Annotated in this window: 15 protein-coding genes; 3 read left to right on the top strand and 12 right to left on the bottom strand. The window is 36.4% G+C overall.

Features of this window, described 5'->3' with window-relative positions:
* Positions 1-25: 25 nt before the first annotated feature.
* Positions 26-3,742 carry a metallophosphoesterase gene (locus QE404_RS00405; protein ID WP_307445190.1) on the top strand — a complete coding sequence of 1,239 codons (3,717 nt, stop codon included), beginning with the start codon at positions 26-28 and terminating at the stop codon, positions 3,740-3,742.
* 490 nt (positions 3,743-4,232) lie between these two features.
* On the opposite strand, the gene QE404_RS00400 is transcribed toward QE404_RS00405, so the two are convergent.
* The 6 genes from QE404_RS00400 to QE404_RS00375 all read right to left on the bottom strand — a co-directional run bounded on the left by QE404_RS00400 (position 4,233) and on the right by QE404_RS00375 (position 8,340).
* Positions 4,233-4,637, bottom strand: coding sequence for a hypothetical protein (locus tag QE404_RS00400; RefSeq protein ID WP_307445189.1), 405 nt, complete (start codon positions 4,635-4,637; stop codon positions 4,233-4,235).
* Positions 4,637-5,611 (bottom strand): RHS repeat-associated core domain-containing protein, encoded by a 975-nt coding sequence (locus QE404_RS00395; RefSeq protein WP_307445186.1) that lies wholly within the window; start codon positions 5,609-5,611, stop codon positions 4,637-4,639. Before QE404_RS00395 ends, QE404_RS00400 begins: the two co-directional genes overlap by 1 nt.
* Before the next feature lie 93 nt (positions 5,612-5,704).
* Positions 5,705-6,208: a hypothetical protein gene (locus tag QE404_RS00390; RefSeq protein ID WP_307445183.1), complete on the bottom strand. Its 504-nt coding sequence runs from the start codon at positions 6,206-6,208 to the stop codon at positions 5,705-5,707.
* Between the two features lie 510 nt (positions 6,209-6,718).
* Positions 6,719-6,961 (bottom strand): hypothetical protein, encoded by a 243-nt coding sequence (locus tag QE404_RS00385; protein ID WP_307445179.1) that lies wholly within the window; start codon positions 6,959-6,961, stop codon positions 6,719-6,721.
* A gap of 4 nt (positions 6,962-6,965) precedes the next feature.
* Positions 6,966-7,400, bottom strand: a complete 435-nt coding sequence (locus QE404_RS00380; RefSeq protein WP_307445177.1) for a hypothetical protein — start codon at positions 7,398-7,400, stop codon at positions 6,966-6,968.
* A gap of 160 nt (positions 7,401-7,560) precedes the next feature.
* Positions 7,561-8,340 carry an RHS repeat-associated core domain-containing protein gene (locus QE404_RS00375; RefSeq protein WP_307445174.1) on the bottom strand — a complete coding sequence of 260 codons (780 nt, stop codon included), beginning with the start codon at positions 8,338-8,340 and terminating at the stop codon, positions 7,561-7,563.
* Between the two features lie 87 nt (positions 8,341-8,427).
* Here QE404_RS00375 and QE404_RS00370 point away from each other — a divergent pair, with 87 nt between their 5' ends.
* A complete protein-coding gene (locus QE404_RS00370) occupies positions 8,428-8,652 on the top strand; it encodes a helix-turn-helix domain-containing protein (protein WP_307453305.1) in 225 nt (74 codons plus the stop codon).
* Positions 8,642-8,788: a hypothetical protein gene (locus QE404_RS00365; protein WP_307445171.1), complete on the top strand. Its 147-nt coding sequence runs from the start codon at positions 8,642-8,644 to the stop codon at positions 8,786-8,788. The genes QE404_RS00370 and QE404_RS00365 overlap by 11 nt, the downstream gene beginning before the upstream one ends.
* Before the next feature lie 70 nt (positions 8,789-8,858).
* Here QE404_RS00365 and QE404_RS00360 read toward each other — a convergent pair whose 3' ends face one another.
* The 6 genes from QE404_RS00360 to QE404_RS00335 form a co-directional block, all read right to left on the bottom strand.
* Complete coding sequence (locus QE404_RS00360; protein WP_294273134.1) at positions 8,859-9,257, bottom strand: hypothetical protein; 399 nt, start codon at positions 9,255-9,257, stop codon at positions 8,859-8,861.
* On the bottom strand, positions 9,244-9,399 hold the full coding sequence (locus tag QE404_RS00355) for a hypothetical protein (protein ID WP_307453640.1): 156 nt from the start codon (positions 9,397-9,399) through the stop codon (positions 9,244-9,246). Before QE404_RS00355 ends, QE404_RS00360 begins: the two co-directional genes overlap by 14 nt.
* Positions 9,389-10,240: an RHS repeat-associated core domain-containing protein gene (locus tag QE404_RS00350; RefSeq protein WP_373463147.1), complete on the bottom strand. Its 852-nt coding sequence runs from the start codon at positions 10,238-10,240 to the stop codon at positions 9,389-9,391. The genes QE404_RS00355 and QE404_RS00350 overlap by 11 nt, the downstream gene beginning before the upstream one ends.
* Before the next feature lie 117 nt (positions 10,241-10,357).
* Positions 10,358-10,867 carry a hypothetical protein gene (locus tag QE404_RS00345; RefSeq protein WP_307445165.1) on the bottom strand — a complete coding sequence of 170 codons (510 nt, stop codon included), beginning with the start codon at positions 10,865-10,867 and terminating at the stop codon, positions 10,358-10,360.
* Positions 10,868-10,875: 8 nt separating this feature from the next.
* Complete coding sequence (locus QE404_RS00340) at positions 10,876-14,286, bottom strand: DUF6443 domain-containing protein (RefSeq protein ID WP_307453638.1); 3,411 nt, start codon at positions 14,284-14,286, stop codon at positions 10,876-10,878.
* Positions 14,287-14,292: 6 nt separating this feature from the next.
* Complete coding sequence (locus tag QE404_RS00335) at positions 14,293-17,337, bottom strand: hypothetical protein (protein WP_307445156.1); 3,045 nt, start codon at positions 17,335-17,337, stop codon at positions 14,293-14,295.
* Positions 17,338-17,347 lie beyond the last annotated feature (10 nt).

Genomic DNA, 17,347 nt, shown 5'->3' with positions numbered 1-17,347 from the left:
CCTGAAATTTGATTAATGTAAATTTATGAATTTATCCCTGAAAACTCATCTAAAAAGATTCTCAGTTCCGCTGAGATTTCTGCTGGTTCCGAGCCTGCTGTATTCCTGTGCTACGTACACGGTGAAAAAAGGCAAAAACCTTTCGGAAACAGATGCCTCAAGATCTATGCCTGAAAATGATTTCAAGATCTTCCTCATCGGCGATGCCGGTAATGCAGATGAAGCCCAGGCCCAATATACACTGAACACGCTTAAAAATAAGCTGGATTCGGCAGACCAGAATTCCATGCTGATCTTCCTGGGAGACAATATTTATCCGTCGGGAATGCCTGAAGAGGGCGATCCGGGGTATGCACTCGCAAAACAGAAGCTGGAGGACCAGCTTGCCGTAACCCGCAATTTTAAAGGCAGGACGCTGGTCATCCCGGGGAACCATGACTGGTACCACGGCCTGAATGGTCTGAAGGCACAGGAAAATATGGTTAAAGCCTATATGAAAGATAAAAAAGCTTTCCTGCCCAAAAACTCCTGCCCTATCGATGATATCAGCCTCACCGATGATATCAAGCTCATCGTGATTGATACGGAATGGGCCCTTACCAACTGGGATAAGGAGCCGGGAATTAATAAAGACTGTGATATCAAGACCCGTGAAGGGCTATACACGGAATTCAAGCACCTTATCAATAAAAATCAGGATAAAAGAATTATTGTGGCACTGCACCACCCGATCATCAGCAGTGGAACGCATGCAGGCTACAGCTCGGCAGCATCCAATCTGTTCTTATTGGAAAGCAAGATTCCTGCTCCGGGGATTGCTACGGTCGTTAATGTGCTTAGAAGCACATCAGGCGCCAGTCCGGAAGATATCCTCAACAGGCATTATGCTGAGCTGGCCAACAGGCTGAAAAGTATGGCGCAGGATAAAGACAATATCATCTTCGTTTCCGGACATGACCATAACCTTCAGTACCATGAGGCCGGAAATATACGTCAGATCATCAGCGGTGCCGGTTCCAAAACGAATCCTGCCACGATTGCCCGGCCTACCGATTTTTCTTATGGAGGAAGTGGTTTTGCTGTTTTGAACATCAGGAAGGATGAGAGCACTGATGTGGAATTCTTTTCAACAAAAGACCGAAAGTTCGAAAAGCTGGCACAAATTATCGTTATGGATAAGCCAAAGCCTCTCAGCAATACTTATCCTTCTGTTTTGCCGGCAACGGTGACTTCTACAATTTATCCTGAAAAGCTGACACAGAAAAGAAAGTTCTACCGCTGGCTGTGGGGAGACCATTACAGGAAATACTACGGGATGCCTATTGAAGCTCCTACTGCTAATATCGCTGAACTGGACGGAGGTTATACCCCGTTTCGGGAAGGCGGCGGCAACCAGTCGAACAGCCTGCGCCTGAAGGCTAAGAACGGACAGGAATTCGTGATGAGGAGCGTTAAAAAAAGTGCGGTGAGATTCCTCAACAATATGGCATTCAGGCAAAGTACATTCGGTAATGAGCTTCAGAATACATTCCCTGAAAGATTTTTGCTTGATTTCTATACCGCCAATCATCCGTTCACCTCATTTTCTGTAGGAAATATGGCTGACAAGCTGGATATCTTCCACAGCAATCCACGCTTGTATTACATCCCTAAGCAGCAGGCTTTGGGAAAATACAATGATCATCACGGAGATGAGCTCTACATGGTTGAGGAACGTTTTTCCGCAGATCCTAAAACCCTGAAATCCCTTGATGATGCCAGGGATATCCTCTCTACGGATGACGTGCTCAGAAACCTTACGAAAAGTGCAAAATACTCCGTTGACCAGGAGGCTTATATCAGAGCAAGGCTCTTTGATATGCTGATTGGAGATTGGGACCGACATGCAGACCAGTGGAAATGGGCAGAATACAAGGACGGAGATAAGATTATTTATAAGCCTATTCCAAGAGATCATGATCAGGCTTTCAGCAAATACGATGGAGCAGCATTCAAAATCATCATGAATGTTCCGGTAATCCGCCATATGAAAACATTTAAAAGTGACATCAGAAATATAAAATGGCTCAACAGAGAACCTTACCCTTTAGATCTTGTTTTCCTAAAAGGTTCTTCTGAGAAGGACTGGACGACGCAGGCACAGTACATTCAGCAGCATCTTACCAACAGTGATATAGACGAAGCTTTTACCAATTTGCCGAAGGAAGTTCAGGATGAAACCATCACTGATATCCAGCAGAAATTAAAATCCAGGAAAGAAAAACTCCAGGATTATGCATTTCAATATTATGATGTATTGCAGAAGAAAGTTCCGCTCGCAGGAACAGTGCATCCGGACAAGTTTGTGATCACTAAAAATGGTGATTCAGTACAGGTTCAGCAATACAGATTGGGTAAAAATAATGAGAATCCGGAACTGGTATTTGAGAAAACCTATTCCGATACCAAAACCAGGGAACTCTGGATCTACGGGCTGGAAGACGATGATATTTATGAAGTTTCCGGCGAAGGAAAGCCTAAAATGAATATCCGGCTTATCGGAGGATATAATCATGACACGTATAATGTATCCAATGGAAACAGGGTAAAAATTTACGATTTCAAGTCCCAGAAGAATACGTATAACGACGGTTCTGCATCCAAACGGATTACTAATGATTATAATGTGAATACCTATGATTACCAGCACCCCAAATATAATTTTGTTGCAGGATTGCCCAATGCAGATTTCAATCCGGATGACGGCGTGATTTTCGGGTTCCTCGCGAATTATACGGTTAATAACTTTATTCAGGATCCGTATACGCAAAAGCATAGCCTCAAAGCTAATCTTTATACGGCTACAGGCGGTTTTAACCTTGTTTACAAAGGGATTTTCAAAAAAGCGATTTCCGGATGGGATTTTAACCTTGATGCATCTTATACCACACCCCGCTTTACGGAAAATTTCTTCGGACTGTCCAATGAGAGTGAATACGACCGCAAAGAGACCAAACGCTGGTACAACCGGGCAAGAATCTCCAGGTTCTTTTTTGCGCCTTCCGTTTCCAAAAAAGGCTGGAACAATATCCAGAACCAGTTCCAGCTGACGTTTGAAAATAATAAGGTGCAGAGAAACGGCGACCGTTTCGTAGATATTTCGCCGGATGTAAGACAGGAAGTGTTCAATGACCAGCAGTTTGGTGGTGCAAACTATACTTTCAGTTATAAAAATGTAGATAATTCCGCTTTTCCTACTTTTGGATTTGAACTGGTAGGAAATGTGGCCTGGAAAGCCAATCTTGCAGATTACAACAGGAATTTCGCCATTCTATCCGGAAGGCTTTCTTTTGATCATAAGCTTGATAAAAGGGGACGTTTTGTGCTGGCTAATTCCAGCAACGGGATGTGGATCAGCAATAACGATTTTGAGTTTTACCAGGCAGCAAGTATCGGTGGCAATAACGGGATGAGGGCATTCAGGAATGACCGGTTTTCCGGAAAATCTTCTTTCACCAACAATTCTGAAATCCGCTGGGATTTCGGGAGGATCAGAAATAATATTGCCCCTGCCAATATGGGAATCCTGATCGGCTACGATATCGGCCGTGTATTGAATGACAATGAAGATTCCCAGAAATGGCATCAATCGGTAGGGGCCGGCTTCTGGCTCAGCATCGTAGAGATGTTCTCCGCCCGACTGAATTATTTCCATGGTTCGGATGGCGGCAGGATTTCCGCAGGAGTGGGCATGACGTTTTAAGATCATTAATCCTGATTGGCTCTGTTGTAACAGAGATAGGATACAGATAACAAGGCTGGCTTTTGAAAATTTCAAAAGCCAGCTTTTTTTGATTCAGAGTATTGCTTGATCCTAACATATCATTACGCAAATGAATTGAAGCTATGTTAGGAGCAGACAGACTATAAAATAAAAGAAGCTATATAAAATGTATTCCCTCTCGAATTTCTTGACAACCTTTGTTATTTAAGGCATTGTCAGATTGTTAGTTTACTTTATGATACAGACTTCAAGGAACGAGCGAGACGCTCGCACCAGCTGGAGCGATTGATATTGATAACACCGTCTGATGCTGATTGTAATACTTGAAGTTCATAAACAATTATCTACTATCAAATATGATTTAATAATTTTCATAATCATATAATACACAAAGAAACCGCCTTAGTTGTGAGACGGTTTCCTGTATTTCATCTGCAACACAATAAAATCGTGCGGAAGCGAGGAGGCTTTAATTAGAATAATTGAATTTAAAGGGCTCCTGAGAGTAATCCTCTACAATAATTAGATTTCTATTATCAAAATTATCTAATATTTTCCTCAAATTGTCTGTTAAAAATTCTATTGAATTTTCAGACAAACCAATGGTATTAATTACAAGGTTCTTCTCTCCATTAACTAATATTTTTAGTATAACAACGTGTAATTTCCCTAGAAGATCATCAATTCTAATATTAGTATTTGTTAAATGAAGAAAAGAATCAATCAAAGAATCTCTTTCTTTCATTTCTATTTTTTCAAAAAAAGGCATTATTTTAATAGAATAGAAATAGTCAAAATTTATAAAAATGTATTCTTCTTTATTTTTTAAATGCTGTAGTTCTTGAAAGCTTATTTTTGATATGTTACTGCTCATTATTTTGTTGGTAATTTATAGATTTTAATTCCATAATTGCTCGGGTTTGCACGATGAAAATTACCTTTGGTAATAATTTCTTCTACATATTTAAAATAACCCGTTTTCAATCCATATTGTAGAGCTGCATTCATTCTATGATTACCTTCTGTCAAGATATATTTCCCTTCATAAACATAACCTGCTCCACCTGTCGATTTATACGTTCCACTTACCATTTGCTCATAATAATTAGCCACAATACTTGGATTAATTGATTTTTGAGCGCTTTTAATTCCATTAGCTTCTGCAGATGCTGAAATTTCTAAAGCAAGTGAAGCCTTTTCACCTGAAGAAAACAAAGATTTAATGGATTTAAGAGCTTCCCAAGCTCCTTTAGGGTTTTTAAGTAGACTATAAAGTCCCTCTGCTCCTACAATTGCCCCAGCAGTACCTTCTCCTCCCTTTTCTATCCCATATATTGTAGCAATATTACTTGCTTCTTTAGCGTCACTTTTAGAAATTATTCCTTGATTTCTCGCCTCATTTACACCTTCCGCATAATCTTCATTATATCCTCCAAGTGGACCTGCAGAAGTAAACGTAGGAACTTTTTTACCTTTCTCATCAAGTATTACTAAATCTGTAGATTTTTTGATGTTCTTATAAGTTCCATCTTTCTGTTTTTGATACCAATCTGTATTTTGCATTCCATCAGGATCAACAAACATTGTTGGGTTATTATATGCATATGTATAAGTTGACCATCTTCTGGAAGTTTCCGCCAACGGATCCACAACACCCCATCTTCCAATATCAGGCATATAAAACCTCGCGCCATAATCATACATTCCCGTCTCCGCTTGCAGCTCCTTTCCATTGTACTTGTATTGGTAAGAAGGATTTCCCGTTAACCCATTGTATCCTTCATGCTTTAATCCAAAGGGGTAATAATTGTTTTCTTCAATGACCTCTACTCCTGTACCATTATCCATATAGCTTAACCGTACATTTCCTAAATGGTCAACATAATTATAAATATAATTATTATTTTCAAAATCATAATATCCTTCTGTTGTGGATACGAATTATAACACATAGCCTGAATCGTATGGATTTTGTGCTGTATTGGATTTGTTATATTTCCTTTTATACTGAAAACCATCCAGGTAATTGATATAGGTATAATCCGTAGTGTATGGATTGACATAATTTATAGTTTTTTCAACCTTAACTCCATCTGCCCGATATTTATAATCAATATTGTTTCCTTCGCCCTTCTTTCCTAGTCCTCCTCCTTGTACCATATTGATATTTGAAGGAAGATTCAGATAATTATAGGTAATGGTTTTTATTTTTTTATCCGGGTGGCTTGTCATACTGCCATTCAGATTATAACTTATCGTATTTCCACCTATAGGGTATCCCAAATTATTACCAGAATTATCAACTACTCTCTCTAACTTATTTCCAGTATAGTCATAGTCTAATTCATCAATCATTTGAGCCTGATTAGTATCCATTAAACCATATCTGTCTATATGGGTAATATTTCCATTTAAATCATACGATAGCCATTCATCGTATGCCATGGTACTCACTACTGTATTATTGGGCTTAGAGTACATCGCATAAAATATCCTGTTTAAATTATCATATTGATAGGTATACCTTCTTAAAACATGATCATTTGTTGTTTTCCAGTCAATCTGTGAAATATTCCCGTTATATCTGATCAGCGAGTTAGAAACATTGGTGGGATTTTGATATTTTATTTCATAGCCAAAGAGCTTTCCGCCTGTAAGAGTAGCAGAAGGGTCATTGATTTTGGTAAGCCATCCCCGGATGTTATATGCATAGTATATGCTTTGTAACGGATTTGAAGCAGATACACCTCCTACTTTCTTATTGGTCAGCTGTGAGAGTTCATTATAGTTAAAAGTTTAAAAAACTTCTATAGATAAAATGCTAACTATCTAAAAATTTAAAGAATTCTTTTAATAAAATGTAGCCGCGCTATAAAACACAAAAACCTCGAAAAATACGAGGTTTTTATGTTTATCCACTACACGATAAAATTGTGCGGGATAGAGGGGCTTTAATTATTTCCTTATGAGATTTATGCCCTTTTGAATCAAAAAAATTATACTCGTCCAAAATAATGAATTAGCAAGAATAAGCCCTGCTGAAAATTCTAAATTAAATGGCTTTGTCAAAAACCAAACGTATAATTTTTCTAAAAAGCTTCTTTTTTCTCCCCATGTTAATAAAAATGGACTTGTCACAACTATTAAAACGACATAAAGCACTGTAAATACAGTATATATAAGCAAAAACTTCTTCATACAATTAATTTTTTACGCCTTGTTTTTGTAACCACTGTACAATAGTATTCATTAGTTGGTCTGCTTGATTTCCTGGCCTTGCTGCATCAAAATGGTGAGCATCATCTCCTTGGATACCTCCTTGTATAAGCCCTCCCGTTATAAGATAGTCATACATATCTTGAGGATTACTCAAAGCATCACCTTTCAAATCATATCGAGTAACATTCTTGATATTCTTGTTACCTTTTAACTGTTTCATTAAATCGGACTTATCTGATATTGGACTTCCTATTAAAACCAAATTATAAATGACTTGTCCAAAATCTGCTAATCTTAAAGCAGATTGCGCTTGCAGAAAACTTCCGTAAGAGTACCCAACCATATTAAATTGTTCTCCTTCTTTTAGTGGGTTATCTTTTAACTGCTTTTGATACATACTAACTGTCGCATCAATCATATCATCTTGAACAGGTCTAGTTTCAGCATTATATAAATTGTATGATATAGTCCCAAATCCCCCATAGCACTAGGGTACATTGGAACATTGATTCTTTCATATCCTGTTTGACGATACATCGTAGTAAATTCAATATCGGAAGCTTTTCCTCTTGAGGCATTTACTCTATAAAATCATTTATCCCATTTTGTGCAAAAGCTCTTGCCCAACGATTAATATAATCCCAACCGTCTTGGTCATTTCCTGCACCTCCGATAAAATAAACTCTTCTTCCGTCTGGATCTACTGCAACTGTAGGACGATTAAGAACATATGTATAATTACTCGCAAAAGAATATTTCTCGCCTAATTTATCTATTGTGTTCCATCTCCCAATGTCCGGCATATAGAACCTTGCCCCATAATCATACATTCCCGTCTCCGCTTGCAGCTCCTTCCCATTATACTTATATTGGTAAGAAGGATTTCCCGTTAACCCATTGTATCCCTCATGCTTTAATCCAAACGGATAATAATTGTTTTCTTCAATGACCTGTACTCCTGCACCATTGTCCATGTAGCTTAACCGTACATTTCCTAAATGGTCAACATAATTATAAATATACTTATTATTTTCAAAATTATAATATCCTTCTGTTGTGGGTACGAATTGTAACACATAGCCTGAATCGTATGGATTCTGTGCTGTATTGGATTTGTTATATTTCCTTTTATACTGAAAACCATCCAGGTAATTGATATAGGTATAATCCGTAGTGTATGGATTGACATAATTTATAGTTTTTTCAACCTTAACTCCATCTGCCCGATATTTATAATCAATATTGTTTCCTTCGCCCTTCTTTCCTAGTCCTCCTCCTTGTACCATATTGATATTTGAAGGAAGATTCAGATGATTATAGGTAATGGTTTTTATTTTTTTATCCGGGTGGCTTGTCATACTGCCATTCAGATTATAACTTATCGTATTTCCACCTATAGGATATCCCAAATTATTACCAGAATTATCAACTACTCTCTCTAACTTATTTCAGATAACATTAAGGATATAAGAGAGCAGAAAAACCTGAAGCAAATAGAGGTAGCCAATTATATTGGCGTTGATAAATCTGCGTATTCTAAAATTGAAAAAGGAACGAGAAGTTTAGCCATAGAAGAACTACAGAAGATGGCTCAGCTTTTTGATATGAATACAGATCAGATTATTAATTATGACGGTTCTATTCCTAAAAGAAGTAATTTTGGAAGATAAAACGGAACTCGAACAGATCAGATTAATACAGCAGCTCGAAGAGGAAGACAAGCAAACCATTTTCCGGCTCGTGGAAAAAATGCTTACCAATAAAAAGTTTAAAGATTTTTTTGCCAAAAACGCAGCTACGCTATAAAACACAAAACCCACCGCAAAGCGGTGGGTTCTTTATTATTGCTCACGGATTAAAAATCCTCAAAAGCGCATCATCGAGATCGCACTTTTTTGAGTGTCTTAATATATTGTAGTAATTCTTTTGACATCTCATAATCTATACCATTGACAGATATAGTTACTTCATCACCACAAAAAATTATTTTTTGTTTTTTTAAATAAATTTCGCCTTTATATCTAATATCTGTATATGGTTTTGTAGTCATCTCTTTTAAAGGAACAATAAGAGAATAAATTCGTTCTTTATTTTTATTGTTTAATTTAACTTTCTTTATACTCTCCTTAAAAGCATCAGTTAAATTATGGCAACTTATGGAATAAGGAACAGTAACATCCATAGGCGCTATATATATATAACTATTTTGAGCTTTTCCTGTGAGAAAAGTTAAAGTAAACATTATTATTAGTAGTTTTATCTTATTGACTTCCATCTTTATTTTTTTTAGGCATTTGAATTATAACTTCTTCAATCTTAGGAAAGGTACTAGTTTCGGGTTTAACTTTTTCATTAACATCTGACGCTTTGTATGGATATCCTTGATGATCAATTCTGGTTACTTCATCACCATCCACCAATCCTAATGTTTTTTGCAGTGTCTTGTTCAGATCCAGTAATTACTCTCTCTTCCTCTTTGGTATTATAAGGATTATTAGGGTCTTTTTCAGAGTTTTTTGAATGTTCAGAATTAGTCAACGCATCTAATGCATGATCTGCTTCGTGATTCAATATTGCAGTAGGAGTTAATGATACACCATTGTTTGTTTCAATACCTTGTTTATCGTTCCATTTTATATATTTACCTTCAACAGAAGCTGAACTTGATTCAGATGTTTGATACAATGCCACTTTTTCATTCCTCTTTTCTAAACTATTTATCATATCATCTGCTTTATTTTTTTTAAGGGTGGCTACTGCTTTATAGAAATTTTTTATGAATGTATTACTTCCTTTGTAAGTACTTCCTGTTTTATAATCATAACTCATCATTTTGCCCTTACTATTTTTATAGTAGATAATTATATCTCTCCCATCAGGATCAGTGAAGAGAATAGGATTGTCTACAGCATATGTATAAGGTGAAAATCTTCTATATTTCTCCGCCAGCGGATCCACCACACCCCATCTTCCAATATCCGGCATATAAAACCTCGCCCCATAATCATACATTCCCGTCTCCGCTTGCAGTTCCTTACCATTATACTTATATTGGTAAGAAGGATTTCCCGTCAGCCCATTGTATCCTTCATGCTTTAATCCAAAGGGGTAATAATTGTTTTCTTCAATGACCTCTACTCCTGTACCATTGTTCATATAGCTTAACCGCACATTTCCTAAATGGTCAACATAATTATAAATATACTTATTATTTTCAAAATTATAATATCCTTCTGTTGTGGGTACGAATTGTAACACATAGCCTGAATCGTATGGATCCTGTGCTGTACTGGATTTATCATATTTCCTTTTATACTGAAAACCATCCAGGTAATTGGTATAGGTATAATCCGTAGTGTATGATTAGCATGAAAATTATTTCTTAATAATAAATACTCCTGAGTAATCATCAAAATTGATTTCATACCCTTTTTCAAAAAAACAATATAAGATTGAATTTAAATCTTCTTTATGATTTGCGGTCAATATATATATACCATTATCATTTTTTATTGAATATATTTTTGCAATCTCTGTAATACTTTTTTCTAAAATATTAGAGTTTAACTGAAATTCATTCATACTAGTAATTTTACTTTCTATTGTTGATTCTTGGTTTAATACTTTGTCTAAAAAATTATAGAAATCCTTGTACTTTGTACGATAGTTTTTTATATAAATTTCATATAGCTCTTGCCCATTTGTCTTTAAATACTTCCCATTATCAAGCTTAACGAATAAAATATTGAACAAAATGGGTTCAATATAATTATTCTTAGTATTCTCTATTGACGATAGTTGCCTGATTAAATCTTTACTTACCATGTTTTTTTGCTGACAATTCAAAAGCAAAAATCCTATAAAAATTAATGTTATATTTTTCATTAGTAATTCTATTGTTGTTTATTATTGATTTTTTTGTTCGTCCCTTTTTTTTGCCCGGGTAATATATAATTGGGGGGATTATTTAATTTTTCACTGTCAATTTTTTCCCCACCATAATTATTTCTTGGAAGTAGTCCATCAATAATACGAGCTTTATTTTCAGTATATACAGCTCTTATTTCTGAGGGATCAGATGCAGAGTTTGGATATTGGTCATCTGCAGTGTTATCATTATCTTCATCAAATTGGTGAGACATTTCATGTGTTACAATTGACAAATCAGAATTATTAACTCCTGCAGTCTCTTTAAAATGTTTTTTAGTTTCTGAGCTAAAATCATAAAGTGTAACAGAGCCTTCTCCTTGATAGTCTTTTGCTGAATTTTCCCTATTTGTAAACACAGTACTTCCCTTACCTGCGGCTCTTTCTTGAATCTGATGTATGTTTTCACTATTCTCTAATTGATGTAAAATACCTTTTAAAACATTGTCATTAGAATGTTCAATCTTACTATAAGCTCTTGCGAGCCTAAACAGTGTAGTACTTACCGAGTGTTTTCTACCATCATATCTTTGACCTTTTAGATCTCCATTCAAAAAATAAAAATGTCCTTTTCTATATTGTAGGTTAGTACCATCTTTAGCAACATATATTATATCTCTACCATCAGGATCTATAGCATTAACTGGATCATTAACTGCATAAGTGTAAGAAGACCATCTACGATATTTTTCAGCTTTTTCATCCACCACAGCCCATCTTCCAATATCCGGCATATAAAACCTTGCGCCATAATCATACATTCCAGTCTCCGCTTGCAGCTCCTTTCCATTATACTTATATTGGTAAGAAGGATTTCCCGTTAACCCATTGTATCCCTCATGTTTCAGTCCAAACGGATAATAATTGTTTTCTTCAATGACCTGTACTCCTGCACCATTGTCCATGTAGCTTAACCGTACATTTCCTAAATGGTCAACATAATTATAAATATACTTATTATTTTCAAAATCATAATATCCTTCTGTTGTGGGTACGAATTGTAACACAAAGCCTGAATCGTATGGATTCTGTGCTGTATTGGATTTGTTATATTTCCTCTTATACTGAAAACCATCCAGGTAATTGATATAGGTATAATCCGTAGTATATGGATTGACATAATTTATAGTTTTTTCAACCTTAACTCCATCTGCCCGATATTTATAATCAATATTGTTTCCTTCGCCCTTCTTTCCTAGTCCTCCTCCTTGTACCATATTGATATTTGAAGGAAGGTTCAGATAATTATAGGTAATGGTTTTTATTTTTTTATCCGGGTGGCTTGTCATACTGCCATTCAGATTATAACTTATCGTATTTCCACCTATAGGGTATCCCAAATTATTACCAGAATTATCAACTACTCTCTCTAACTTATTTCCAGTATAGTCATAGTCTAATTCATCAATCATTTGAGCCTGATTAGTATCCATTAAACCATATCTGTCTATATGGGTAATATTTCCATTTAAATCATACGATAGCCATTCATCGTATGCCATGGTACTCACTACTGTATTATTGGGCTTAGAGTACATCGCATAAAATATCCTGTTTAAATTATCATATTGATAGGTATACCTTCTTAAAACATGATCATTTGTTGTTTTCCAGTCAATCTGTGAAATATTCCCGTTATATCTGATCAGCGAGTTAGAAACATTGGTGGGATTTTGATATTTTATTTCATAGCCAAAGAGCTTTCCGCCTGTAAGAGTAGCAGAAGGGTCATTGATTTTGGTAAGCCATCCCCGGATATTGTACTGATAATCTACCGTTTGAAGCCCGCTGCCTAAAACTGTTCCACCTACTTTTTTGCTTTGAAGCTGTGAAAGCTCATTATAGGTATTCTGTGCCAGGATTTCCTCAGGATTATTATCTATCTGATGCTTGTGGACCAGAAGCCTGTTCTGGTTGTCATACTGCAAGGTCTCGGTAATTAACCTTTCAGTATCCGTGGAAAGCCTTTTGTGGCGGGTCATGGTTTGCTGAGCCAGTCCTGAGAAATCAAGAAGGGATTCTGTGTGGGTGTAACCACCTAAATGATTGATGGAATAGGTGATAACGAGTCTTCCTTTCATATCATAGCCGGTGTAGTTTCTGGTCCAGTTATCATCTTCTATATTCTTGAGGTAAGACGCTAAAGGAAGGCTTTTGGTGCTTACTGCTACGCCTGGTCCTGCCTGGGGAAGAAGTGGCTGGCCCATTACCTGGGACGTCGTTATAGGAGAACCCGCAGGATAGGTGTCGTAATAGTTAACGGAAAAGGCCTTGTCAAAGTAAGGAAAATGCCCGTTGGTGTAATAGATCTGCATCCCATCACTTTTGGCAAAACCTGTGTTGTCACGGTTTTCCGTAATCACATTCCCACCGATCATGTCCTGCATCTCCAGCCTGCTTCCTCCCTGAACAATCCCGGTGATAATAGCTCTCCCAAAAGTATCATATTTAGTAAACAACCATTTGGCCGTAGGACGCATCACAGCATCCTGGGTGAATATAAGCCGGTCCGCTTTATCATAGACCATATACTCCCAGCCTTTTCCGGGAAGTTTCTTTTCCACCAAACGGCTCCTGCCGTCATAACGGTATTGGTAACATAAGTTGTCCAAAGTGCTTTGATCTAATGCTGAGCTCACAGAAGCCAGGGGAGGTATCACAAACGCCAGCTGATCATATTCATTGTACACATAATACGTATCAGCATTTTCTGTGGCACTTACTACTTTTCTGACCAGTAAGGTCTGGCCTTGTCCGTTTTTAAACTCTATGGTTATATTGCCGTCTTCATCGGTTACGGTATTTTTATACAGCTGGCTGGCTCCATAAGTACCGAAGGAACTCAAGGAAGAGGAAGTGGCATTATTTACCGTTGTGGTTGTAGTTACATATTTTTTTACTTCTCCTGCTGCATTGGCATCATACTGGAAGCTGACCGGATGATTCTGCCAGTCAGATCCGGGCTGTACCTGGGAAAGTACCCGGTCCAATGGGGAGTTCTCCAGGTTTTTATGGGTGAAGGGAAAGCTATCGTTATGGTAGCTCTGGGCTGAGGCTTCCACCCCGGACTGGATCCCTCCGTTCTGGGTTGCCATGGGAGCAGGGAGAAAGGAGTCTGCCTGCCTTCCAAATCCGTCATAAGGAATGGTGGTCACCAGGTCTTTCCCTGAAGGGGAAGCCTTGACATTAACCACCTGTTTTGGTCTTCCAAGACCGTCAAAGTACTGCACGGTCTCTGAGGTCCTGGGAGAGGAAGCCGAAGGATCTGATAAATAGGTCTTGCTGTATACATAGTTTTCGGTCGTGCTCGGTGAGGCCTGCCCATAGGACATACCTGATATCAGTAAGCAGCTGGCCGGGATTAATATTTTTTTCATCTGTTTTTAGTTTTTGTAGTTGTACTTGAATTCTTTCAGAACCTTCTTATCGGAATCAATGACTTTCTCAAGCCTGTTGGCGGAGTCATACTGATAGTATTCCCGGATCCCGGAAGGCGGGGTGATACTCCTGACTCCAATCAGCGGATCATAAGTATATGTGGTAATCTGATAACCTGCTAAACTGCTGTCTTTTCTGAAAACATCCAACGTTGTCAAAAAAGAAGTTTCATCATTGTTGGCTGCAGCTGAGGCATCGGTATTTGATGCATTAACAATATTTGTGATTAATGACTGTTGGATATCAGTGATTTTGGCTCCCTCTATCTTGGCAATAGGTTGGGTATCACTGTAACCCCAAATGATTGCTACAGGAACTCCGTCTTTGGTATACTGCTGTAAATTTCCTTTAGAATCATATTTATCATAAGTCACTTCTTCGTAAGCAGCACCGCTGTTCAGAATATCGTAGGTTTTTGTAGACAGGGGTAATATCAGATTACCAGCAGCTAATGTCGGATAATTAGACTGATCAGGATATATTGTTTCTATCCTAGAAGTTATTTTGCCTACATCACTGATATCTTTCTTCTTTGTTACAGATATTTCCAATGGAATGTTCACCCTGTTGGAATCTATCAGTTTTTGATTGCTTTTCTCAAAAGCATATTTGTATGTTGTCTCTATTCGTTTTCCTTCAGGAAAAATATCTTTCTGTAATGTAACATTTAAATGAACATTGTTACCATAGCTATACTCCGTAGATGATTCTATTGTTGAAGGGCTTAAATATTTTTGAGTAGCAGATTTTAAAAGAACATAAGGTAATCCATAAAATTTGTATATGTTAACCCATGAAACCGATTGGTCAGCACCTGTAACATAATTGCTGGCTAAAAGAGGATGCGTCTTTAATGAACCATACAAATTGGTAGTTTGTAAAACTAAGTCTGTTCCATTTTTATAGGATTGTTCTTTAATAAGCTTTCCTCTTTCATTGTTTTTAACCAGATATACCAATCCAAAATTTTTCTGATAATTATACGGATTTACACTTGTATAGTTATATGGATTCTGTTGTGACTTATATACCAAAGAGTCTGGATTGGTAGAATAATCACTAAAATAGTATTTTTTCTTTAGCTCATTGTTTTCTAATTCAGAAACCTCTGAATAAGCAATATTGTATGAGCTTAAAGATTTATTATCTATATTAGAAGCATTTTCTGTAATCCTTTTTGATGATGATGAACTTTGATTGGTTTGATACGCTCCATCAATAAAGTCAACCATTCTGTAATCATTGTAGAGGATTCCACTTGAAGCAGTTCCCGAAGAACCTGAACTATAATCTTTAATGTATTTATACTCTTTTGTTATAGAATTTGAGCCGTCAAATGATACAATTTTTTTTATTCTTGCCCCTCCTACATATCCTTCTGCCGAAATCAGCTGCTTAAGATAGTTGGTAGAACTATTTTTAGCCACCTTTTTTGAATAATAATGCGGTTCGTATTCAAAGGTGCTGTATCCTCCCGTAGGATAAGTTATTTTACTTAACTGGGCCGTACCATATAATCCTGTATTAGGCTCCCTGCTTGTTCCTGTGATGGAAAGATCACCATTGGAAATGTTAATTTTATAAGTAGGGATGATTTGATTAGCCGTTTCATTTCCTCCGTTCCAATATCCCCAATAGTCTGTTCCGAAAGTACTGAATTTAGGTAATGATCCCGTATTGGAGTAATCTAAAGTATATTTTTCTATATTGTTCTTAGTAATAGTTTTAAGAAAATAATAATCCCTATTTGAAACATCATATGTAAATTTAAATTTATCTATTGGTTGAGATGGGGTTTTAACAATTATAGAATCCAATAAATAAGTGTTAAAATTTTCCGTAGTATTCGCTGTTTGAGTACTATATTTAAAATTAATCAAAAACCGACCTAAGTATTCCATGGATTCTGGATATACTTTTTTTGTAGCATTTATAATATAATGAGGAGGTTCTATACTATATCCTGATCCTGATCCTGTATAGGTGTCCCCATTTTGTACATAATAGCTGTAATTATAAAAATAATTGGTTTGATTACTGTTTAATAATATATCATAAAATTGCTGAGATCCATTTGTAAATTGATTTTTCAGAGGCAGCGTATTCCATCTTGTGCAGAAAGTGAATTGTGCAGGGTAAAGCAAGGGCCTTTTCTTATAGCTTATTTTTAATTCTTCTTTATTGGAAAATTTTATTTTATATAAATACCACGCTGATATATTATAACTGGGATTTGTAACTAATTGAGCTTGCGCACCTGACGGGTTTAAATGATGTCCTAAATAATAGGAAATCTCCATATTTTCAACATTATCTCCAAAATAATATTCATTTCCTTCACCATCTGTAATGGTAAAACCTGATACATCAGGCTCACAGCCATTATAGGAGTACTGATAGTTTAGTCTGTCCAGCTTAATTTTTAGATTGGGTGTATTGGATGAAATAACTGGATTTCCATCATTGCCAATATAAAAGTATCCACTTATTCCACAGAAATTAAAATTGAACTTATCTGGTCTCACTTCGGTTAAATATCCATTTACATTAACAACAGCACCATTAGGATAGCTGTAAGTATATCCATTATTATAGGCTGCCTGATTGGTCATAGACACGTTTTTTGTTAGATATAAAAAGCCCATAATACCATTTCCATCTGAGTTGTACTCATCAGCAACTCCATTGACCTCCCGGCTTATTACACCACCATAATTCAAGTTCCAATTATAACCGACATAATTACTTTTTTTTGAGGGTATAAAACCTGAAGAATTATAACTTAAATTTACATTAGTTCCCTTTTCTGAAAAAATAGGGATTCCCAAATCTATCCCTCCTGTAAATAGATTAACAGGAATATTTCCATACCTCTCAAATTCTGATGTTTGGGGTGTTTTACTGAATATTGAATTATAATTCACACTGGTTGCTTGTCCATATAAAACAATTTTCATAAACAAAGCAAAAATTATTAACGTTTTTCTCATTTTTATTAGC

Source organism: Chryseobacterium camelliae, assembly GCF_030818575.1.
GTDB lineage: Bacteria > Bacteroidota > Bacteroidia > Flavobacteriales > Weeksellaceae > Chryseobacterium > Chryseobacterium camelliae_A.
The sequence above is the reverse complement of the archived record's forward strand: the minus strand, read 5'-3'. Positions and strand labels throughout refer to the sequence as shown.